This window comes from cyanobacterium endosymbiont of Epithemia turgida isolate EtSB Lake Yunoko, assembly GCF_000829235.1.
Classification (GTDB): Bacteria; Cyanobacteriota; Cyanobacteriia; order Cyanobacteriales; family Microcystaceae; genus Rippkaea.
This window is the reverse complement of sequence record NZ_AP012549.1, coordinates 891,497-914,261: the sequence shown is the minus strand read 5'-3', so window position 1 is coordinate 914,261 and position 22,765 is coordinate 891,497. Positions and strand designations below refer to the sequence as shown.

General features: G+C 34.4%; 14 protein-coding genes. 9 read left to right on the top strand and 5 right to left on the bottom strand.

The features are described from left to right. Positions 1–843: 843 nt before the first annotated feature. The 6 genes from tgt to petE all read left to right on the top strand — a co-directional run bounded on the left by tgt (position 844) and on the right by petE (position 9,808). Entirely contained in the window at positions 844–1,944 is a 1,101-nt protein-coding gene (tgt, locus tag ETSB_RS02780; RefSeq protein WP_044107575.1) for a tRNA guanosine(34) transglycosylase Tgt, read from the top strand. A 95-nt stretch (positions 1,945–2,039) separates the two neighbouring features. After that, positions 2,040–2,630: a precorrin-6Y C5,15-methyltransferase subunit CbiT gene (gene cbiT, locus ETSB_RS02775; RefSeq protein ID WP_044106147.1), complete on the top strand. Its 591-nt coding sequence runs from the start codon at positions 2,040–2,042 to the stop codon at positions 2,628–2,630. 176 nt (positions 2,631–2,806) lie between these two features. After that, complete coding sequence (locus tag ETSB_RS02770; RefSeq protein ID WP_044106146.1) at positions 2,807–3,694, top strand: phosphatidate cytidylyltransferase; 888 nt, start codon at positions 2,807–2,809, stop codon at positions 3,692–3,694. A 1,965-nt stretch (positions 3,695–5,659) separates the two neighbouring features. Next, positions 5,660–6,853, top strand: coding sequence for an anhydro-N-acetylmuramic acid kinase (locus ETSB_RS02765; protein ID WP_044106145.1), 1,194 nt, complete (start codon positions 5,660–5,662; stop codon positions 6,851–6,853). A gap of 1,272 nt (positions 6,854–8,125) precedes the next feature. Further along, a complete protein-coding gene (locus tag ETSB_RS02760; RefSeq protein ID WP_044106144.1) occupies positions 8,126–9,310 on the top strand; it encodes an aspartate aminotransferase in 1,185 nt (394 codons plus the stop codon). A 138-nt stretch (positions 9,311–9,448) separates the two neighbouring features. After that, on the top strand, positions 9,449–9,808 hold the full coding sequence (gene petE, locus ETSB_RS02755) for a plastocyanin (RefSeq protein WP_044106143.1): 360 nt from the start codon (positions 9,449–9,451) through the stop codon (positions 9,806–9,808). A gap of 201 nt (positions 9,809–10,009) precedes the next feature. On the opposite strand, the gene ETSB_RS02750 is transcribed toward petE, so the two are convergent. Next, positions 10,010–11,212: a phosphoglycerate kinase gene (locus ETSB_RS02750; RefSeq protein WP_044106141.1), complete on the bottom strand. Its 1,203-nt coding sequence runs from the start codon at positions 11,210–11,212 to the stop codon at positions 10,010–10,012. 203 nt (positions 11,213–11,415) lie between these two features. On the opposite strand from ETSB_RS02750, the gene ETSB_RS02745 reads away from it, so the two are divergent. The 3 genes from ETSB_RS02745 to ETSB_RS02735 all read left to right on the top strand — a co-directional run bounded on the left by ETSB_RS02745 (position 11,416) and on the right by ETSB_RS02735 (position 16,159). Next, complete coding sequence (locus ETSB_RS02745) at positions 11,416–11,829, top strand: universal stress protein (RefSeq protein ID WP_044106140.1); 414 nt, start codon at positions 11,416–11,418, stop codon at positions 11,827–11,829. Positions 11,830–12,014: 185 nt separating this feature from the next. Then, positions 12,015–13,169 (top strand): iron-containing alcohol dehydrogenase family protein, encoded by a 1,155-nt coding sequence (locus tag ETSB_RS02740; RefSeq protein ID WP_044106139.1) that lies wholly within the window; start codon positions 12,015–12,017, stop codon positions 13,167–13,169. A 1,919-nt stretch (positions 13,170–15,088) separates the two neighbouring features. Beyond that, on the top strand, positions 15,089–16,159 hold the full coding sequence (locus ETSB_RS02735) for a potassium channel family protein (protein WP_044106138.1): 1,071 nt from the start codon (positions 15,089–15,091) through the stop codon (positions 16,157–16,159). Between the two features lie 1,385 nt (positions 16,160–17,544). Here the strand turns inward: ETSB_RS02735 and ETSB_RS02730 are convergent. The 4 genes from ETSB_RS02730 to ETSB_RS02715 form a co-directional block, all read right to left on the bottom strand. Further along, positions 17,545–18,048, bottom strand: a complete 504-nt coding sequence (locus ETSB_RS02730) for a hypothetical protein (RefSeq protein WP_044107574.1) — start codon at positions 18,046–18,048, stop codon at positions 17,545–17,547. 573 nt (positions 18,049–18,621) lie between these two features. Next, the gene (locus ETSB_RS02725) at positions 18,622–19,815 is read right to left on the bottom strand and encodes an NAD(P)/FAD-dependent oxidoreductase (RefSeq protein WP_044106137.1); all 1,194 of its coding nucleotides are present in this window, start codon (positions 19,813–19,815) and stop codon (positions 18,622–18,624) included. A 1,518-nt stretch (positions 19,816–21,333) separates the two neighbouring features. Beyond that, positions 21,334–21,525: a hypothetical protein gene (locus ETSB_RS02720; RefSeq protein ID WP_044106136.1), complete on the bottom strand. Its 192-nt coding sequence runs from the start codon at positions 21,523–21,525 to the stop codon at positions 21,334–21,336. A 518-nt stretch (positions 21,526–22,043) separates the two neighbouring features. Beyond that, positions 22,044–22,670: a GUN4 domain-containing protein gene (locus tag ETSB_RS02715; protein WP_232509847.1), complete on the bottom strand. Its 627-nt coding sequence runs from the start codon at positions 22,668–22,670 to the stop codon at positions 22,044–22,046. Positions 22,671–22,765 lie beyond the last annotated feature (95 nt).

Here is a 22,765-nt window from a genome sequence, read left to right as displayed (position 1 = left end):
TCTTACTTGGACCTTAGCAAAACTCTTAAATGAGAAGAAGATGATATGAGTTAGTTCGAGTTCTTATAGCTCACTCTGTTAATATATTCATTTTTATATTTATTTATAATGCTCACTTTTAATCCTAAAATACACATTAACGCAGTACTGTTTATTTATGTCTAAGTAATTGGATATCAGCCTACTTTAAAAAATAGCTAACTCAATTAGAAGAGCAAGAACCATAAAAATTGACTCGTGACCTAAAAATTTTTTTAGAAACGAAAATAGGAGCAGAAATTTTATCATTTAAATACAAAAAAAATTGCTCATTTTAAGAAATAAAATAATAAAGTTTACCGAACTCATAGTCTTTTCTCTATTTTACTTTTGCTTATCCCTATTTTTATCTTAGCTAATCATCAGAGCTCTTTTCCTGGGTTCGCCTACTATCAGAAGACTGACAGATTGATATTTTCTTTTCTTAAGGAGCTTATGCCCTGGCTAAAGCATAGGGTTTAGATAACTTAGGGAATGGTTGTAGCATCAATATTAAGATACTCTAATATATTGTAGAAACTCAATATCGCCCTTAGACAAAAATATCCTAGCTTATCTCTAAAATTTAAGGAATTCTCGATGGTAATAATGACAACAATAGTATCTGGGTTTGCACTTTGCGTACCACATCTATTTTCTACTCTTTTTGCTTGAGGACAATTTTTTTTGATTGAGTTCTTAAAAAGTTTAATAAGGAAACTCGTGATTAAACTTTTTGCTCGAAAACTATTTGGATTTCTATATCAATGTCAACTACTTAGTTACAATGGAGTGATTCTGTTAACTTTATATTTTATAGTAACTTTGAGATTTTCTTTTCAAACTCAAAAAAAATGTTGTCAAACTCTCGCTAGAGTCGGAGTTTGGCACACCCCTCATGGACCGGTAGAAACTCCTCGATTTATGCCTGTGGGAACCCTAGCAACAGTGAAAGGGCTAACCCCCGCTCAACTGCAAACTACGGGAGCACAGATGGTTTTAGCCAATACTTATCATCTACATTTGCAACCCGGAGAAACCCTGATCGAAAAAGCAGGGGGAATACATCAGTTTATGGGATGGAAAGGTCCAATTCTAACTGATTCTGGTGGATTTCAAGTGTTTAGTCTCAGTGAGTTACGCCATATTCGAGAAATTGGCGTAACTTTCCGTTCTCCTAGGGATGGAAAAATTATTGAATTAACTCCCGAACGTTCAATACATATTCAAAATACTTTGGGAGCTGATGTGATTATGGCTTTTGATGAATGTCCTCCAGGTAAAGCAGATTATTCAACGGTCGCAGCAGCCACTGAACGTACCTATCGTTGGTTAGAACGGTGTATTGATGCTCACCAACGTCCCCAGGATCAAGCTTTGTTTGGCATTGTTCAAGGGGGAATTTATCCAGAATTAAGGATATCAGCAGCTAAGTCTTTGATAGACTTCGATTTACCAGGATATGCTATTGGAGGAGTTAGTGTAGGGGAAGAACCAGCTTTAATTCGAGAAATTGTGCAAATTACCGCACCCTTGCTTCCAGCAACTAAACCTCGTTATCTAATGGGAGTAGGGACTTATCGGGAGATGGCTATAACAATCGCGTCCGGGATTGATTTATTTGACTGTGTCATTCCTACTCGTTTTGGCCGCCACGGAACTGCATTAGTGAGAGGAGAACGTTGGAATCTAAAAAATTTCCAGTTTCGCGAGGATTTTGGTCCCCTTGATGCTGATTGTCCTTGTTATACCTGTCAGACTTTTAGCCGGGCATATTTAAATCATTTAGTGCGATCGCAGGAAATGTTAGGATATACCCTTCTATCCCTACACAACATTACGGAATTAGTGAGATTTACTCAACGCATTCGAGAAGCTATTTTAGGCGATCGGTTCATAGAAGAATTTGGTCATTGGTTAAACTAAAAGCTTAAAAAATGAGACACTATTTTAGTGTTTCTAATTGCCCATTGTCTCCGATAATAGACCTAGTTATCATTGTCCAATTATATTGCTATCTTATGCTTTGGCCTCACAAGACTCCTGGTATTCCGGATCATCTTTTCGAGTGCTTTCCGGGAATTCCCCTAAGTAAACGAGAAGTTCGTCTATTGTTAATTTCTGCTCTACGATTTAATGCTAACTCAATTCTTTGGGACATAGGTGCAGGAACAGGTACGATTCCCGTAGAAATTGGTTTACTATGCCCTGAAAGTACTATCATTGCTGTCGAACGAGACGAAGACGTGGTAAAACTAATTCGCAATAATTGTGATCGCTTTGGAGTTAAAAATGTCACGATTTTTGAAAGTAGTGCACCTGAATGTTTCGACCAATTGCAACCCTTGCCTGACCGCATTTGTATCGAAGGGGGCCGGCCAATTAAAAATATCGTGACAGAAGCTTGGCAATTTTTAAAGCCTGAAGGTAGGTTAATAGCCACCGCAAGTAGTCTAGAAACCCTGTATTTGATTGCCGAAGGGTTAGCCTCACTACAAGCGCGTAACATAGAAGTTGTTCAATCAGGAGTAAATCGTCTAGAGACTAGAGGACTTCATCAGGTTTTTGCTGCTGTTGATCCTAGTTTTATTCTGAGTGGAGAAAAGTTTTAATCTCTAAGTGAAGAAGTTGGTAACGTGAAAACATTTTTTATAATTCAAGTTAAGCTGCTTTCATCCTCAGAAGATTTATACGATTAGAGATAAGAGAACTCGTTAATTTTTCATAGACATTTGTTTTTCCTTTATAAGAATTTCTTGATCTTTTCACCTAAATGTCACTCTAACTTATGCCTTGGACTCGGATTATCAGTACTATTGTTACCATTACCCTTGCCTTAACTATGCTCATCGTTGGAGGGTGGTATTTCACCCTAGGGCTTTGTCTAATCGTTTTCTTAGGACAATTAGAATATTTTCAATTAGTCCGGGCAAAAGGTATTGTCCCTGCTGCTAAAACCACCTTAGTAGTGTCTCAAGTATTATTAATCACTGCTGCTGTAGCCCCTCCCCTCACCGATGCCCTATTTCCTTTAACAGGGGCTTTAATTTGTTTTTACTTATTATTCCAATCTAAACTAGCCACTATTGCTGATATTTCAACCTCTATCTTAGGGTTATTTTATGGGGGGTATTTACCTAGTTACTGGATAAGATTACGGGTCGGGTTTGCCAATACAGTTCCCACGGTGAATATTACTAGTAATAATTTCTCATTGATGGGATTTTGGCCTAAATCATGGACTGAACCCAATTTATTTCCCCCTATGTTGATGGTGACTTTTATTGCCTTTAGCTGTATTTGGGCGGCAGATATTGGAGCTTATATTATGGGAAAATGGTTAGGAAAAACGCGCCTGTCTGATATTAGTCCTAAAAAAACAGTTGAAGGAGCAATTTTTGGCCTATTAGGGAGTATTATTGTTGCTGAATTAGGAGCTTGGTATTTAACTTGGCCCTATGGGTATTTAACTGGACTTTTGCTAGGGATATTAATCGGTATTGTTAGCTTATTAGGTGACTTGACTGAGTCAATGATGAAACGAGATGCAGGAGTAAAAGATTCAGGTCAATTAATTCCTGGTCACGGAGGGATTTTAGATCGCACTGATAGTTATGTTTTTACCGCTCCTTTAGTCTATTATTTTGTAACTTTATTGTTGCCTTTGCTTGATTAAGATTAAGTACTATTAAAAATAGTAATTCCTAAATATAAATTTATTTTCTTGTTTTAGATATTGTCAGAGTTGATTCCTGATTTTTATTCTTTCGGAATAAAGAACCGTAGCTACTTATTGTCAATAACTTAAATCCAGTCTTAATTGTTAACTCAATAGTTGTTTTCAATAATTAAATTAGTATGTTTGTCTCTGTCTTCCCAAACTACCTAATTTTTATATAGTTAAATTGCTAAATAGTCAAACAAATAAAAAGTTTTATGATCTTTCTATAAAAATATTAAAAAATAATTAAAAGTACAGTTGAGTTTTAATCAGAAATTCATTCCTTAATAAATCACTAGAAGAGAATACCACGTTTTCTCTTATTTTTTGAATAAAAGTTATAATATTCACTCGATCACTATCTAACTTAGATATTAACTGAATTTTCCAAACAAAATTATAGCTAAATTATTGAACTGATATTCTTCTGTCGCAAAAATTTTATATTCTGAATTCAGAATATAAAATTAACTAGAAAAATATCAATTAAAGAAACTTAACCCTTAAAAATTGACTATATTTCTGAATCCATAAGTTATTATTTTGATCAACTTAGATTTATTTTAAATCCCTCCTACTGGTCCTTGAATTGTTTCTTGGCAAAAAAATAGAATAAGTAATTTTTAGATAAGAACACATAATAATACTACAGCTTTTTAACGCTAATTAGCTATTTTGATAGTTCTGATACTTAGTATAAGTTATTATCAGAAATTATCTTAAATCTCTATTGATTATTAAGTTATTGTCGAAAAAAATACTAATTTTTTACATATCTGGTTTGATTTGACTTTTTATTTTTTTATTTATAAACATGCTTAATTTTTTTTATAAAAAATATATTAGCCTTGATTTTAAATTTAAAATCTTCTTGTTTCTTACTAGTATCCTCAAGTTTTTAAATTTTTATATTAATAATTTTTGCCAATTATTTAATCAATAACTTATTTTCTTCACAAAGAATATATATGTTAATACATAAATTTATGGCATTAATTGATAATATTTGTATATGAGTTTCTAACTACTTTTTGATTTGTATTTACTAATAATACATAATATTTTTTTTATCACAGTAATTACATTAATTATCAACTCTTTGGATGTATATTTTTTTCATATATTAATCCTAAATTAAATCTTTAAGCATTATTTATGTTTCTTGTTTTATGACTTAATTTTTTTATGAATTTTACGGTTATTTTTAATATAAGTTAACTTTTAAATAAACTTATATAGTAATTAATTATGCCTCATTTTTTATAATTTATATCTCGTAATTATTTTATAAATATATTTTTTTTAGTCTTTTAGTTTTTCAAGAATTAAGTTTAAATAGAGTAGATATTTATGGATTTATAATTTTATTTAACTAAATTAGGTATTTATTGTTTGAAATATAAGTTAATTTAAAATATTAAATTTAACACAGTTTAACTTAAATATAAAACATACTAAAATAGTATTTATATGCTATATATAATTTATACTTAACCTTTAATTAATAATCATACCTTATGCTTATATGATCCTTTGTGTACAACAGGTTTAGTATTACTTAAATTTACTAAATCTAGTAAAATATACATTCTATAAATCTAACATAAAAAAATATCAATATCTTAGCCACAATAAAAATAGATATTTCATGTAAAATAGCTATTATTATGAAATAAGCTAAATAAATTTTCTTATTATTTCTTTTTGATCTTCCTAATAAAATCGATAAAATGTTGAAAAATTTTCTTATGCAAGTCATCCTTAATATATGACAAATAAACTTGTTTATCATTTTTATGATAAGACGGCAGATGGTCACCACCAATTATATAAATAAGGTAATTTAACCTTGGCAAACACAATTAGAGAACCCTAGAAAAAAATAATTTACTCAACTTTTGGGTAATTAGGAGCAAAATTATGCATTGCATTGGTTTAATGAGTGGCACATCTGTTGATGGAATTGATGCTGCTTTAGTGGAAATTACCGGAACAGAACTAGACTTAAAAATTAATTTACTGTCAGGAGAAATCTATTCCTATCCCAAAGAACTCAGATCCCAAATAATAGAAGTTTGTGGAGGAAAACCAATTTCTGTTGAAGAATTTGCCCGATTAGATGATTCTGTCGCCTATTGTTTTGCCCAAGCAGCCAAAATAATTCAAGAAAGCCATCCCCAAGTGAAATTAATTGGATCTCATGGACAAACTGTTTTTCACCGACCCCTTAAGGAAAGTAACAAAAAAACTGAATTGGGATATAGCATACAATTGGGGAGAGGATCAGTTATTGCCAATTTAACAGGGATTCCTACTGTCAGTAACTTTCGGGCGGCTGATATCGCTGTTGGAGGACAAGGTGCGCCCTTAGTATCTAAGGTTGACGCATACCTGTTAGGCCATACTACCCGCCATCGCTGTGTTCAAAACATTGGGGGAATTGGAAATGTGACTTATCTCCCTCCTCATCAACAACCTCACTGGGAACAAAAAATTCGTGGATGGGATACAGGTCCAGGAAATATCTTAATTGACTTAGCCGTTCAAAAATTGACCAATGGCCAACAAACCTACGATAATAATGGTGAATGGGCCTCTCAGGGGACTCCCTGTGAACCATTAGTACGAAAATGGCTAAAACAAGAGTTTTTTCAACAACCACCACCTAAATCAACGGGACGAGAACTATTTGGTTATGTTTATCTAGAACAATGTTGGCAAGACGCACAAACGTGTCATCTCACAAACGAAGATTGGTTAGCCACCATAACAGAGTTGACAGCCGCCTCAATTGCCGATAGCTATCACCAATTTATTAATAAACCTATTGATGAGATTCTACTATGTGGTGGAGGAAGTCGTAATCAATATTTGGCCAAACGATTACAACAACACTTACTTAATTCCCGAATTATGACTACCAATGATCTCGGAATTAGCACAGACTTCAAAGAATCTATTGCTTTTAGTGTCCTAGCTTACTGGCGTTTTTTTTATCGTATATCGGGTAACTTACCTCAAGTAACTGGGGGAAAACAGCCCATGCTATTAGGAGACATTCATCTACCCATTGACTGGAAAAAAAATAGCCTTAGTTCTAAATATTTGGGATAAAAGTTTGCAGTGTAAATCGCTGTTATCGTAGATAATTACTTAAAGATAGAAAAGAAATCTTGAATTTGACCTTAAAACTAAAAGTCACTGATAACTATTGTCAATGGGAATCAGCGGTAATAGACCGGCTTACATATTCTTAATAAAGCCCAAACACTTGAGTACAGCTTATTAAAGAGAGTGAAAACCAGGTTGTATTACCACTGATTTAATTATTTAAGGATATTATATCCTGGATGATTGTCGACAACGACAACAGCGTATCGAACTTAAAACTTTCTATCTCCTCGGCAATAGTACTTAATTATTCGTCAAGTGAAATCTTAGAGGGTTACTATCTAAGAAGTCTAATACTATGGAAGTGACCTTAGAAAGTCAACTCGAACCTATCATTACAAGTACCCAATGACTATCACACTGAATTCAAGCCCCTACTATAGGGATAATATGTGTGAATGGTTTATGCCCCCTTAGGGGAAGAGTCTATCTATATATTGAAGACTGTGGTGTAGATTAAAAAGAAATTGTCTTCTATAAGAATGTAATACTTTGAAGGGAAGCCTCTTAACGAAATCATTAAAGTTTTGCTGTGTGCTACCTAATCATCTTTCAATGCTAACAAAACAAATGTATTGGTCAAAAGTATTTTATTTTAAGAGGAGTTGTGTTCTATGAATCCCCGGAATATTAAACTTAGTAATGTTTTTATTACATAAGATGAGGCTTTAAGAGAATTATTGAAAACTTTAGATTCTTTTTATATTCTGAGAATTCCCCTTTTCTCAGGAAACTTTTCTTTTAAAGGTTGATATAAAGCCCACTACTATGACAAACTCAAACCCATGTATTCTCAATTGAATCTCCCATCAATCCTTAAAAATATAATTCTAAGATATTTGGCTAAAATTGATGATCGATCCCAAAGCGGCTCATTGACGCTTTAAACTTTATGAAAAGTAGAATTGAGTCAGGCTAAATTCGAAAAAAACATGACTTCTAATTTCTCTTGATTGGATTTAAGCTCAATACTGAGACTACTTGTCCTAAAATAGATTCCCTCTGTTCAAGATTTCTGTCTAACAATGACCTGGTCTGACAATAAACCGTAACAAAAAAATTTTTTTTCCACACTATCAAAAACTCATAAGAAACTTTTACCGATTTGTTGTGAATTCTAGAAAAGTTAAGATATCGTCAGTGGATAAATAGTCAAAATGACCTCATTAATGGGAGAATGAAAACCTGTGTATATTTTGCTAAGCTTCCGTAACGATGAGTGTCAACTGGATTCGCCGTTCTGATCGCTTAAAGGCTTTACCTCCCTATGTTTTTGCCCGTTTAGATGAACTTAAAACACGGGCAACCGAAGAAGGATTAGATTTAATTGACTTAGGAATGGGCAATCCTGACGGTTGTGCGCCTCAACCTGTCATTAATGCAGCAATTACCTCTTTAGCTAAACCCCAAACTCACGGCTATCCTCCTTTCGAAGGAACTGCTAGTTTTCGCCAATCCATTACAGCTTGGTACCAAAAGTGTTACAGCGTCGATCTCGATCCCAGTTGTGAAGTATTGCCCTTAATCGGCTCTAAAGAAGGTTTAGTTCATTTAGCTTTAGCTTATGTGAATCCTGGGGATGTGGTATTAGTTCCTAGTCCTGCATACCCCGCCCATTTTCGTGGTCCTTTAATTGCTGGAGGAGAGTTATATCCACTCATTTTATCAGTTGAACAAGACTGGTTGATTGATTTGACTAAGATCTCTGAAACCATTGCTCAACGAGCTAAATTAATTTATTTCAATTATCCTAATAATCCAACAACAGCAACTGCTCCAAGAGAATTCTTTGAGGAAATTGTCAGCTGGGCTAATCACTACGAAGTTATTTTAGTCCACGATTTATGTTACGCGGAACTGGCTTTTGATGGTTATCAACCCACTAGTTTATTAGAGATTCCAGAGGCTAAAAAAATTGGGGTGGAGTTTCATACTCTCTCAAAAACTTACAATATGGCAGGATGGCGTGTGGGGTTTGTAGTGGGCAATGCCGATATTATTAAGGGACTAAGAACCCTAAAAACTAATTTAGATTATGGTATCTTTTCTGCTATCCAAGCTGCAGCCCAAACAGCTTTACAATTGCCAGACATCTACATCAAACAAGTTCAAGAACGCTACCAAAAACGGCGAGACTTTTTGATTAACGGCTTAAGAAAATTAGGCTGGGGAATGACTCCTTCTAAAGCAACTATGTATCTTTGGGTTCCCTGTCCATTGGGAATAAATTCGACGGATTTTGCTCTCGATGTGTTACAAAAAACAGGGATTGTCTTTACTCCTGGTAATGCTTTTGGGGAAGGGGGTGAAGGATATGTTCGTATTAGTTTAATCGCTGATTGTGATCGTCTAGAAGAAGCTCTACTGCGTCTTCAACAAGCGGGGATTTGTTACCAGTAATAGGCAGTCCTTAGCAAAGTTTCAGGTATTTGTCAAAAGACAAACTGTCAAAGTTGGTAGTAATATTTGAATAAACATAGTAAAATGAGTAAGAAGCTAAACCGCTAAGGTCATTAAACTATTTACAGGATTAACTGAATGTCAAACAAATTAGGCTTATTTTTTGCTACTGTTGTGCTAGTCTTTTCTAGCTTTTTTGTAGCTGTTAGCCCTGTTGCTGCTGAAACTGTTACGGTGAAAATGGGTGCAGATAACGGAATGCTTGCGTTTCAACCTAAGCAAGTTAAGATCAGTGCTGGGGACACCGTTAAGTGGGTGAACAATAAATTACCTCCCCACAACGTTGTTTTTGATAAGGCGAGTGAGTACAACCATGAAGGTCTTGTCTTTTCCCCTGGAGAGTCTTTTGATGCTACCTTTAACGAACCTGGAGAATACACCTACTGGTGTGAACCCCATCGTGGTGCTGGTATGGTGGGTAAAATAATTGTCGAGTAGTTTCTAATATAATTAATTGAAAATTAATTATATAGGCAACTTAAATCCACGGATAGCATTCATTCGTGGATATTATTTTAGTCTAAAGTTGTTTTGAACAAGAGAGTTTTCCATACACTAAGAATTTAGAAAAGAAACAAAATTCATTATTATCGCTAATAACTCAACTTTGCTCATTTAAAAAATCGACTAGGCTAAAAATTAAGCTTCATCTAAAGCAGTGATACCGGGTAAAGTTTTACCTTCTAAAAACTCTAGACTTGCACCACCGCCAGTGGAAATGTGACTCATTCTCTGAGCAACCCCAAGTTTTTCTACCGCAGCAACAGAGTCGCCGCCCCCAATGATAGTAATGGTTCCAGTTTCGGTTAAATCCGCTAAAGTCCGAGCTATCGCTTCCGTTCCAAAGGAGAATTTATCGAATTCAAAGACCCCCATAGGTCCATTCCAAATCACTACTTTACAATCAGCTAAAGCCTCTTGGAATAATTTAATGGAATTAGGTCCGATGTCTAACCCCATCCAGCCGTCTTCAATACTATCAACGTTAACAGTTTTATTATTAGCATTTGCCGCAAAATTGTCGGCTAAAATCACATCAGAAGGTAATAAAAAATCTACACCTTTTTCTTTAGCTTTAGCTTCGAGATACTTAGCCGATTCTAGTTTATCATTTTCAACTAAAGACTTGCCAACACTTAAACCACGAGCTTTATAGAAGGTAAAAATCATTCCTCCACCAATGATTAGCTTGTCACATTTCTCTAGTAGGGTTTCAATTACTCCAATTTTGTCAGAAACTTTAGAACCACCAATAATTGCTGCTAAGGGACGTTGGGGGTTTGTGAGCGTTGCTTTAAGATAATTGAGTTCCTTCTCAATTAAATAGCCCGCAACACTAGGGCTAAGATAGTGAGTAACTCCCTCCGTCGAAGCATGGGCGCGGTGAGCAGTTCCAAAAGCATCATTAACATATAAATCTGCATTAGAAGCTAATTGCTTGGCAAATTCGGGATCATTTTTTTCTTCCTCTGCATGAAAACGGAGGTTTTCGAGTAAAGCCACTTGACCGCTTTCAAGCTTACTAAGCTTTGCACTTACAGAGTCTCCTACACAATCAGGACATACTACCACCTCTTGTTTTAATAATTCAGACAAGCGTGCAGCGACAGGGGTAAGGCGCATACTATCTACCACTTTGCCCTTGGGACGACCCATGTGACTACAGAGAATTACCTTAGCCCCTTTTTCCATTAAATCTTTGATAGTTGGTAAGGCTCTCCGAATTCGAGTGTCATCGACAATAGTTTTTCCATCGAGGGGAACATTAAAGTCAACGCGAACTAAAACCCTCTTTCCAGCTAATTCGGCTGCCGATAAGTTTAAAATAGTCTTTTTGTTCATTTTCAATTTATTCTAAAATCATTGTTTAGTCATTACAAAAAAAGACTAACATCGATATTGCTTTAAAAATGACTCAATATTATTTCCTTCTTAAGATTGATATCGAATAATTCCTGAGATAATAGGAATACAAACAAGAAATCAGGCGGTATTTGATGTTACTGATTATCTTGGAATGATATGTATCAGGAGATGGATGAGTCATGTTTACTACCGTTTTATTCCCTATGGATAAAAGTCGGGAAACACGCGAAGCTGCGGAAATCGTAGCTAATATCGTTAAAACCTATAATAGTCATCTTATATTACTATCGGTCATAGAAAACCCGTCAGAAGAACAAAAAATTGGGCAAGAGAGTATTATGGGGTCTGCTGATGTGGTAGCAAAATTGCTGCAAGCGGCTCAGGCACTTTTTGCTAACAAAGGCATAGAGGCAGATCTTATTGAACGGGAGGGAATGCCATCATTTGCTATCTGCGATGTGGCTGATGAAGTTAATGCGGATTTAATTATTATGGGGTGTCGAGGACTCGGATTAACGATGGAAGGTGCATCCGAGAGCGTTACCAACCGTGTGATTAACCTATCTCCTTGTCCCGTGTTAATTATTCCCTAACCTTCGTTAAGGGAAAAGTTAAAAGTTAAAGTTTTTCTCTCGTTTCTCTTTCTCTTCCTCTTTCACTTTTTTTCAAATTTGGGAGAGATATGTTTTTTAAGGTAAAGTGTGATTAACTTAATAGATTTGCCAAGCTGAATTATTTAAGTGTATTCAATTTAACAAGACTAGATTAGTCCGTAGCAATGCCCTCAAAAACTTCTCCTGTCCCTTCTTGTCTGTCTGCAAGCTTAACCCCTTTGTTAGTCTCCCCTAGTCAAGTGATAAAGGGAGAGGGGGTCTTGTATAAAGCTCGAAACGTGATCGCTGGTTTTGGACAACGCCCTTTAGTAGTGGGAGGACAGCAAACTCTTAAGGTGATTTACCCTCACTTTGATCCTATCATTAGTAAATGTAGGCTAGAGTCAAGCTATGCTGTCTATACACCGGACTGTTCAGAAAGCTCTTTAGAAGCTCTTAAAACAACACTTAAGGAGCATCAAGGGGACGTTATTATTGGAGTGGGGGGAGGTAAAGCCCTCGATACCGCTAAGTTACTCGCCCATCAATATCAATTGCCTATTATCACTGTCCCAACTTCAGCTGCTACCTGTGCAGCCTGGACAGCTTTGTCAAATATCTATTCCAATGAAGGGGCGTTTCAATACGACGTTTCTTTATCAAGATGCCCCGATTTACTGATTTTAGACTACGCCATTATTAAAACGGCCTCAGAACGGACTTTAGTGGCAGGGATAGGCGATGCGATCGCTAAATGGTATGAAGCTTCTGTCAGTAGTGGTAATTCCACTACTACCCTTACCATTGCTGCTGTTCAACAAGCACGAGTATTACGAGATTTATTATTCCAGGAGTCAGTAGCTGCGCTGAATACTCCTGGAGGTGAGGCATGGCGAGAAGTGGTTGATGCTTGTGTGTTATTAGCTGGAGTTATTGGAGGGTTAGGTGGAGCTAATTGCCGTACCGTAGCTGCTCATGCAGTACACAATGGCTTAACCTATATTGGGGCGGCCCACAGGATTTTACATGGGGAGAAAGTTGCTTACGGTATTCTAGTTCAACTGCGCCTAGAGGAGATGATTCAGAACAATCAATTGGCGGTTTCCTCTAGACAGCAATTACTAAAATTTTATGAAGAAATTGGTTTACCGAAAACCTTAGAAGAGTTAGGGTTGTCTAGGGTTACATTGGGTGAATTGCGCCGAGCAGCAGAGGTTACTTGTCGTCCTGAATCAGATATTCACCGCCTTCCTTTTGTTGTTTCATCTGAACAATTATTAGCAGCAATGGTATCTACTACTAATGATTTTGTTTCTAACAGAGTTTCCTTAAATGTCTAGATTCTCTTTTACAGTACCTTGATTCTCCTCAGTTTCTAATTTTTATCCCCCATTGATCGATTTTTGACTGGACTGAATGTAATCCTTGGCACAATACAATTTGACAGTATTTAAATTAACATTCGCCCAATGCTTTCAAAAAAACAACAAAACTAAAGTGTGCTCTATTGAGGGAGAAATTATGTTGAAGGAACTGATAGTCTCCATTGTAGCCAATTAAAGTAATTTAAATGGCTACAATGGTAATTAGTTAAAATCCTAAAGAATTAGTCAAATCTAATCTTGAAGATCAAGACCACTTTATTAAACTCCACTCCAAGGCTAATGTAGCTATATTAAGATGTGTCAAGCATTAACTGAGCTAAATCGAGTTTATAAGGCTTAAACTAATTTAGTTGAAACACAAAAGACAAATTAGTTATTAAACAAAATGATTGTTCATCAAATGTTATATTTCGATTTTTTGTTCAATATAGTCAGCTAAATTAATTAAATTATCTCGTGGGTAACATTTATTTTTTATTAACATTAAAGGCTAGTCTCCTGCGGAAATTATCAAAATATTCAACAATATAAATGTATCAGTGAGATAAAAAATAACCATGTTTAATGTAGGCTTATTCAGAATCGATACAATAAAACTTATCAGCAGTTTTTTCTCAGCCGGGTTGCTAATTTACTAGTCTTTTACTTAAAAATTTATCCTCAAAAAATTTAACTACTCGACAGTAATTTTTCATTAATTACTTAACTGGCATGAATCAATAAAATTCTTGATTAACTTGATAGATTTGTTTTAAAATACTCTAGATAAATTTAGAATAATTATTGATATACAGCAAATTTAAAATTATATAAATAATAGTTTATAATTGCGTTCTTTAATTAGGAAAAATCACAAACAATAATCTTATAACTATAGACTAATTTTTTCCATAAATCTTCTTTGGCAAACATCTCAATAGTGTTATCAACACCTCTATATTTGACGAGATCAACTCCATTCATAACTAACCTTTATAGATTTTATTTAAGAGTTAAATATACTAAAGTAATATAAAATATAAGACTATCCTGGTAAATAAGATGCTATCTTTGTCTTTCCATCCCTACTTTATGAGTGAATAATTAAAATAGAGGTTTTCATTATTATTTTCTGTTAAAATTTAATTATTATTACCTATATTACTTTACTCTTGATATTTATCTTTATAATTTATTTTTTATGCTTCATATTAATTTTGATAAAAATTCTGCAAATGTAATTAAATTATTTATCTCTATTTTGATCAAAAAATTTAAAACTTTTAATAAAGTAATTATTATGATATATTTACTATTTTAAACCACTAAATCATATTTTCTTGATTATGTTTATGGGTTTCAACTGTGCAGCTTATTAGATCAAAGAATTTGGCAATGTGCTGCTTAAAATAAAAAAATTAGAAGAGTGACTTATGGTCTGACGTAGTAACAAGACAGAAAATCAGTGATTTATCCTAGCTTTCTTATTTATTGGGAATACTTGTCATATTCTCTGAGAATATGTTCTCGTTCCTTAAAATAAAATGGTAGAATTAACAAGGGCAAAGATCATAGCTTAACACTTAAGGAATAGCTACAAGCTAATTAACCAAAAAGTTATGGTTTTGCAACTATTACAGCTCAATAAACTGTTACGTGTTAAAGGTTATAGAGTTAATCATTGGGCAATAATTTAGACCTAAATTATTGCCCAATGATTAATAAACTTAGCCGATAACTTTGAAGGCAACTTGAGTTTAATTTTAGATAAGTTAAGGTAGTTATAAAGAGTCTCTCTTAGAAAGAGTTTGATTAGTTTAACTCTAAATTTAAAAACAGACTTTTAATGAAAAATCAAAGGGACAAAACATGGTAAATAATTAGGTGAGATGGAGATGACACTATACTCATTTCAAGATAAATATCGACGTTTACAAAAGGAGTTATTGTTTGGGGCGTTGGCGTTAGGAGGAGTCTTTGGACTGGGAACCATTTGGTATTTATTAGTCGAAAAATGGTCTGTTATTGATTCAGCCTATATGACCATGATTACCCTATCTACAGTAGGATTTTCAGAAATTCATCCTCTCCAGGATCGCTCGCGATTATTTACTATTGTCCTGATCTTGATGGGATTAATCACCATTGGTTATATTGTTAATCGTCTAACCGAAGCATTAATTCAAGGATATTTTCAAGAAGGAATTAAACAACGACAGGAGAAACGCTTGATTGATACGTTAGAACATCATTGTATAGTCTGCGGTTATGGACGTACTGCTCGTCAGGTAGCTGTAGAATTTACCGCAGAAGACATTCCATTTGTAATTATTGATTCGCGTACCGAGCAATTGGAAGAAGCTAAACAACTAGGCTACATAGTGATTCAAGGGGATGCGACCCTCGATGAATGTCTTATAAGTGCAAAAATCGATAAAGCTGCCTGTATTGTGTCGGCCTTAACCTCTGACGCAGAAAATCTTTACACTGTTCTATCAGCAAAAACTCTAAATCCTAATATTCGGGCGATAGCTCGTGCCAGCACAGAAGAAGCTCTTCTAAAATTACAACGGGCTGGAGCTGATGCGGTGGTATCTCCCTATATTACAGGAGGAAAACGCTTAGCAGCAGCGGCTTTGCGTCCCCAAGTGATGGACTTTGTAGATGGGATTTTAACAGGAACTGAGCGCACATTTTACATGGAAGAATTCCTGCTCGATCCACAATTTTGTCCTTGTGTAGGAAAAACTCTCAGTGAAGCTAGATTAAGGTCAAAATCGGGGGCATTAGTGTTAGCGATTCGCCGGTCTGATGGAGACCTTTTAGGCGGTCCTACAGGAGATACTCTATTACTTGCTGGAGATTTACTAATTTGTATGGGAACCCCTGAACAATTACGGGAACTAAACCAGATTTTAGGTCCAATTCGTCTTTTTCCTGCATTACGCCCCCCCAGACATCGATAATTAACATCTTGATATTAAAGCATTCTTTATTAAACCTTGCTGTTCTTAAATTAATTGACAAAAAAGTTTAGATTGTTGGAATCTAAATTATCAACTTGTTCATGTCTTTAAATTTACTTTTGAATAATTTCTTATAGTCTTTTTTGACTGTATGATGATAATATTTAAATCATTAACTTATCAAATGTTTAATTATCAAGAAAGATACTCTTCACCCACAATCCTTAGCAGCAGCAACTGATGAATAGTATTTTAGGGTAGAAAGATCGAATATAACCGCTTATACCTGACCTAATTTTAAATAATCAACGGACTGTTCTGAATTGGAAGATGGTAATAACTGTGCTTCGTGATATTTGACTCATTTTTTTTGTGCTTTCAGCAACAATTGCCATTTGCTTGCCTTGAATATCTTAACCTTGATTTAAAAAGTCAACGATTTCTTTAGAGATTAAAAGCCTTAAAACTTTAGCAATAATTGCTTTCAAGGAGGACAAATCAACCATAATAATTTTAATACTTACAAACTTGTAATTGTCTTCTTTATTTTGGTAATAGTGTATGTCCATAACTTAAAGTAGTTAATTTTGCTAAAGCAAACCATACTCTACTCCTCATCGCTCGAATATAATACCTGGAAAATTATTTTTTATTACGTTAGCTTTCCAATCATCAGATGAGGTTTCCTGCTACTTACACAATAAGACTAAAAAATCAATCCTCAAGCGAAGAAGTAACTTCTACTTGAAAGAAACATTTAATGCGACTCTAGACAGTAGCAATTTTTTTAGAGATGAGTATACTCAATGTTAGCTCTCAAATAGGGGGAGCTGCAAGACCATTGCTGAACTGTCTGCAATAATGTTCTCTCGCCGGAACAATGAGTAAATCAAGTTTTTTGTTAATGACCCATTAATTTTTGTTTAAATGCCTATTAAAGCTATTATTTTATTTCATAAAAAAATTGTGTTGAGTAAACATAAAATTCTACTTCAACTAATCCGTTGAATAAAAATTTTTATGGGTTTTAGGGAGTTTGCTATAAATTACTTAAATTTATCTATTTTAGCAATATTTATCTACTGGTTTAACTGATCTCTTGTAATAACTTGCCAACGAGCATTAGTTGCGACAAAGAAAGAGTTAGGACAATAATCCAATCTCTATGTTGACATACTCCCCATTGAACTACCTGGTAACAGGGGTTCTCTCTGTACCACTACTAGAATTCTCTATGTCAACGAAAGAGCTTAAATTATAAACATCTCCATCGAGAACCCAGAGGTGGAATGTCACTAAAGAGTCCGGCTCAGTTTAAGCACCGAGCAGAGTTGAGATCATCTTTAAGAAATTACAACTCTTATATCAGAACAGCGTTCTTTTAGCTAATCAAAATAGAATAATGTAACTAGCTTACGCTGCCCTTCAGCCTCTTGACAAGTTTGGAGAAGAGTATGGCTGTCGTGAAAGGCAAAGCAAATCAACTGTTGGCAACGAGAAATAATCTCTAGATTACACAGAGAACTTGCTTGTCTCAAGGATAGCCCGTCATTTTCCGGATTTTCCACCAAATGAATAACCTTTTGTAATTGATCGCGGGACTCTTTAGGTTGGCATCGAAGGCTTTGGGGAAGAATAACCGTCAAGAGGTTCGGATTAGCTCTCATTGCCCCTTTAATAGCGGCTGCATTGCTTCCTGTCGCCCCGGATGTCATAAGACGATTGCCTCCTAAAACTAGGGCATAGGTCATCATCTCAATCAGTTGTTGATGAGTGATGGGAACGTGGCGCGAACCTAATAGGGCAATCCGTTTGGAACCTGTCTGTTGGATAGCGGCTAGCTCTTGCGCCAATATATCTAGGTTGGGAATCTCTATTGCTTTACTCAAAGATTCTATCTTAAGCTGAATGACCGCCTGTAATTCTAGCAAAACCTAACTTACTTGTGTCATTTATTTTGTAAAATTTTTTAAAAATTCCTTTAGTTCAGCAAAACATAGCCTATCCCTCAAACAGTTTGAATTAGTCAAAGTTCTTTTTGGACTTCCAATTTTAGGATTAGGTAACGAATATAGACTTCAATAATATTCGGGTTTTCCACAAAATTGGGATCCTATACCCTTTCGATAATTTTCTCTCTAATAATAATTTGGCAAAGATAGAGGAGATAGAACATAAGCGTTTATAGATTTCAGGGTCTGAGATGTTCGGTAACATCCTATTAAATAAAATGAGAAGCTAGATCACCTTTTCTAGCGAAAGTTGATTTTGATAACCAATTATTAGTCATAGTAATCGCATAACTCTCATACTTGAAATGTTAACTCGATAAACTAAGTCAATTTTGCTTTATCTTCTACTACTAAAATTCGAGCAGATTTCATAATCTTAATTTATTTGGGAATATTATCTTTTAACTCCTTTTTTTGACTTTACATACTTTTGTTTTCTTTTTTAATCAACTAATCTGATAACGCTTCTACAAGAGGTCTAATCATCCAACTTAATCCTACACTCAGTTGATGTTTAAAAGTGGGAAGACGATACAGATAAATTAATCGTCGAGTTAGATAAGCTAATGGTCCATCAAGTTCTATTCCTAACCCATTGAAAGTAGCATTATTAATCCCTAGAACCAACAGTTCTCCTAATACTTGATAACGAAAGGGTAGCAAGGGACGTCGGGTAATAGAAGCCCAAAGATTCCAAGCACAATAGTCAGATTGTTGAAAGGCTGTTTGGGCCGTTCGGGGGATTTGTTGTCCGGTTGCATCTTTACAGTCGGCTAAATCACCCAGCGCATAGATTTCAGGATGATCTATAACCTGTAATTCTGGGTTGACCGTAATCAACCCTTGTTCACTGTGTTTTAAGGGAAGGTCTTTTATCCAGTCTAACATTTGAGTTCCCACAGTAAAAATAACTAAATCGACGGGAATAGTATCTATTCGACCTTTATAACAGAGGGATAGGCTATCACGAGTAATTTCACTAACTTCTGTTTCCAAATCAATCCAAACTTTTCGTTTTTCTAAGGCATCTTGAACTGCCTTGAAGTTAAATTCAGGAGAATTACTTACAATTTTTTTTCCCCGTTCTACTAAGCGTATTCTTCCTATTTTTCCTAGATGGTCTGCGAGCTTACAAGCAAGTTCTACCCCACTACAACCACCACCTACTACAGCGATACGAATTTTTTTAGCTTGGGCGACTTCTAGTAAACGCAACCTTTCTTTGATGTGATAGACATCTTGGAGACTCCGAAAGGAGATGCCATAATTGTTTGACCCTAATACCTGCTCTAAGGGTGCTTTTCCCCCCATTGCCAGGACTAATTTATCGTAGGATAAACTATGAAGATTGTCTAACTCGATGTGTTTGGTTTCGATATTAATTGCGGTGACACAACCTTGGTGAAAACGAATTCTCGTATTAGTCAATAATTCTTCAAAGTAAGGGGCAATTTCCCAAGATTGCATCTCTCCAGTAATTAATTCATAGAGTAGAGGGGTAAACAGAAAGTGATCGTTTTGATCAATTAGGATGATTTCAGGAGAATGTCCATCTGTCCAAGGAAACTGACTCAAACGTAAGGCAGTATATAGACCACTAAAACCTCCCCCCAAAATACAGATGCGTAATGCTTGCTTATTCATAATGATTCAATATTATGGGGTTGCTTAAACTAAGTTTGATTATTCCTTAATATAACTTAATGTCAGAGGTTAGAGATTAGAGTTTATGAGATCTCCTCTATAAAAAATAAAAACCATAGGTCCGCCCCGTGGAACTAAAAATACTTCAAAAAGATAATGACACACACATCAATTTTTCGCTATTTTAAAATATAAAAAAAAATTAATAACCGAATTAAATTAACTTACTGTATCCAATAAATTTTTTTTTTATAAAAAATAATCTATTCTTAGTTATCATTTTTTAAAATTTTATTTATTTTTTTTGTTAGTTTAAATCTTGTGTCAAAGAGAAAACAGATAAAAATAAAAAATTTTATTTTTTTTAAAAAAAAAGACAAGATATCCTACATTTATAAAATATAGGTTTTTAAACTAATTAAATATTCTTTGAATTTAAATTCAAGGATATTATTCAATATTAACAATTATTTCTAGCCGTAGGTTTTAAATATTTCTAATATATAAAGTCTGATTTTAATAGAAAATAAGTTATTCAAAATACTTGTTACTATACTTTTACTAAAAAAAGTAATGTGTAAGTGTGTATTAGGCTAAGAAAAGACTAGAAAATAAGTAATAAAATATTAATGTTTTTTTTATTGTTACTGTTAACATCACTAATGATAATCAAATTGCTACAAAATTACTACAAAAATTAATTTTCCTTTAGAATGACTAAAATATCAAATTCATATGAGTGATATTAGTTTTTTAAGTTTTCAAACATGAACGCTTATATATCCTTAGATGATAATCGTCTCTAGATAAACTAACTATTGTGAAAATAACACTGATGCCATTTTTAAAAAAAAATTACTATCTGCATTTTATATAAGTAAACCCACAACCTTAAAAAGGTAAATATTTGTTGTTTTATAAAAGTAATTTTGAATAACAATTATTTTAAGCAAAATTTATTTAGTCATTAGGTATGTTTTTCTATCTTTTGATACTCCAAGCTGAGCAATTAAAACAAGTTTGTGTTTATCTAAATTGTTCATTGTAATAACATCGACTAAACCCCTAAGTTTTAGATTTTCCATTACTTTTACCTGTACATATTATTGATCTCGTAAACTGCTATTTTTGTGCAAGGTAATTTTAACTTGAACAGTCTGGATATTTCAGTTTACCAAAAGAACAATATAAGGAATTTTTCCATCCACTTCCGTTATTCCATTAGGATTAATAATTCCTATAGGAAGTACTGAACTCTGAACGCAATAAATTAAAATTTTTGGCAGTAAAACAACATTAAGATTAAAAATTTAATTATCTGTGATGGGAGTAATCACTTCGCTAAGATCAACGTTATCTCCCATTTATTTTTGATTTAAACTTCCTGACATCCCATTAATGGGAGCATAAAGAAAATTATAGACTAAGGTTTAACTGGTTAGTTGCTCCTGATTTTCATTAGGCTTGATATACAACGAATTATCGACTATCCATATTGGCTAAAACTTAGTTTAACTTCTAAAAAAAGGCTAGTAGATTTTGGATAGCAGCATTGAGATATTCTTTGCCAGCATCACAGGTTTTAATTATGGAGTCTAATTGAACTTTTGTAGCGTTTAAAGTGCAGATTTTATCGTTCAAGTCTTCTTGAGGAACCATATCGTTAGCTGAGATCAATTGTGGTCGATCACAATTGATCTCAGCTAACATTAAATTAGCTTCGGTTATACGTCAACCTTGAAACTCACTCAGCTTTCCGTTGTCATAATTACGCTTTAGCAGCTAGCTTCAGCAATCCGTAACTCTGCTTTAGCAACATTCAAGCATCCGATAGCAGCTCTTACATCCTCTTTCTCTTAGAGAGGTTGTATTTCCACTGAGGCTTATCCTTAACGAAGGATATCCTCTTTTTTAGTAAAAATCTTGACAATAAATACTTCCACTGGTGCGACTAGAGACTAGGATAACCTATTGTAGGGTTTAGAGTTTAACAGAAATTAGCCCTAAGACCTGTAGCTTGTTGTTCATCTGAGCCATAGGCTATTATCGGCAAGAATAGAATTAGAAAGTTTTTTAGTAATTTTCAAAGTATTTGAACTAGATTGTTGTCATTTCTATATTAATTTTTTGTTCAAAATTGTTTAGGTATAATAAGGAAGGGATATTTGTAAATTTTCAAAATTTTTGAGTCTCGAGCTTATTGTACTTTCTTAGACTAGGATAATCGTTTAGTTAGAGTTGTAAGTCTGTCTTCTCGGAAAAGTAGGAGAAACAATTCTACACTCTACCATCCTTTGGGTTAGGGCTGTATAGTTCAGTTGCCCTCCAGTAATTTGGTATTCTGATCGGGGGTTTGGAAGATGACCAATCGGAGCATCTAAACTATAAATTAAGTTGTGTTTGAAGGCGATCCATTGATCGTCTTTACGCCATCCTACTCGCGTCCCAAAATCGTCATAGAAATAACTCGCTACTAATTTTCCAGGTTTATTTCCAGTGTCAATAAAGATAGGAAATTGAACGCTAAAGCCAAATTTTCCTTGGGAATATTCTTTCCATAAACCATCAAGGGTTTTTAAGTCCCAACAAGCCAATTGGAGCATATCTTTACCAGACATCCATCCTTGTTCGTCTCGATTCACAGCTTTAAGTATTAGGTAGGTGCTAGTTTCGTTAGCCTCCTGCCATTGTTGTTGTTGTAAACGATCTTGTAGGGGTGTATAGTCTACCCCTGTTTCTGGAGATATTAAGGAGCGATTGCTCGGTTTAATTTCTGTTAAATTTACGGTGTCTTCGGACAACACTGGTGACAAAGATAAACAACTCAAGACTAAAGCTAACAGGAGTGTAGGCAAGGTATCTGTGAATATCATTATATATTGACTATTGATAATTTTTTTGAAAAATACAAGAGAGGTTTTAAGCTTCTGTAATTTTAACTGTTTCGATT

Bases quoted from the DNA above. Each gene is read 5' to 3' on its own strand.
- cbiT (WP_044106147.1), top strand. From the start codon at position 2,040: ATGCTTTGGCCTCACAAGACTCCTGGTATTCCGGATCATCTTTTCGAG.
- ETSB_RS02770 (WP_044106146.1), top strand. From the start codon at position 2,807: ATGCCTTGGACTCGGATTATCAGTACTATTGTTACCATTACCCTTGCC.
- ETSB_RS02765 (WP_044106145.1), top strand. From the start codon at position 5,660: ATGCATTGCATTGGTTTAATGAGTGGCACATCTGTTGATGGAATTGAT.
- ETSB_RS02760 (WP_044106144.1), top strand. From the start codon at position 8,126: ATGAGTGTCAACTGGATTCGCCGTTCTGATCGCTTAAAGGCTTTACCT.
- petE (WP_044106143.1), top strand. From the start codon at position 9,449: ATGTCAAACAAATTAGGCTTATTTTTTGCTACTGTTGTGCTAGTCTTT.
- ETSB_RS02750 (WP_044106141.1), bottom strand. From the start codon at position 11,212: ATGAACAAAAAGACTATTTTAAACTTATCGGCAGCCGAATTAGCTGGA.
- ETSB_RS02745 (WP_044106140.1), top strand. From the start codon at position 11,416: ATGTTTACTACCGTTTTATTCCCTATGGATAAAAGTCGGGAAACACGC.
- ETSB_RS02740 (WP_044106139.1), top strand. From the start codon at position 12,015: ATGCCCTCAAAAACTTCTCCTGTCCCTTCTTGTCTGTCTGCAAGCTTA.
- ETSB_RS02735 (WP_044106138.1), top strand. From the start codon at position 15,089: ATGACACTATACTCATTTCAAGATAAATATCGACGTTTACAAAAGGAG.
- ETSB_RS02725 (WP_044106137.1), bottom strand. From the start codon at position 19,815: ATGAATAAGCAAGCATTACGCATCTGTATTTTGGGGGGAGGTTTTAGT.
- ETSB_RS02720 (WP_044106136.1), bottom strand. From the start codon at position 21,525: ATGTTAGCTGAGATCAATTGTGATCGACCACAATTGATCTCAGCTAAC.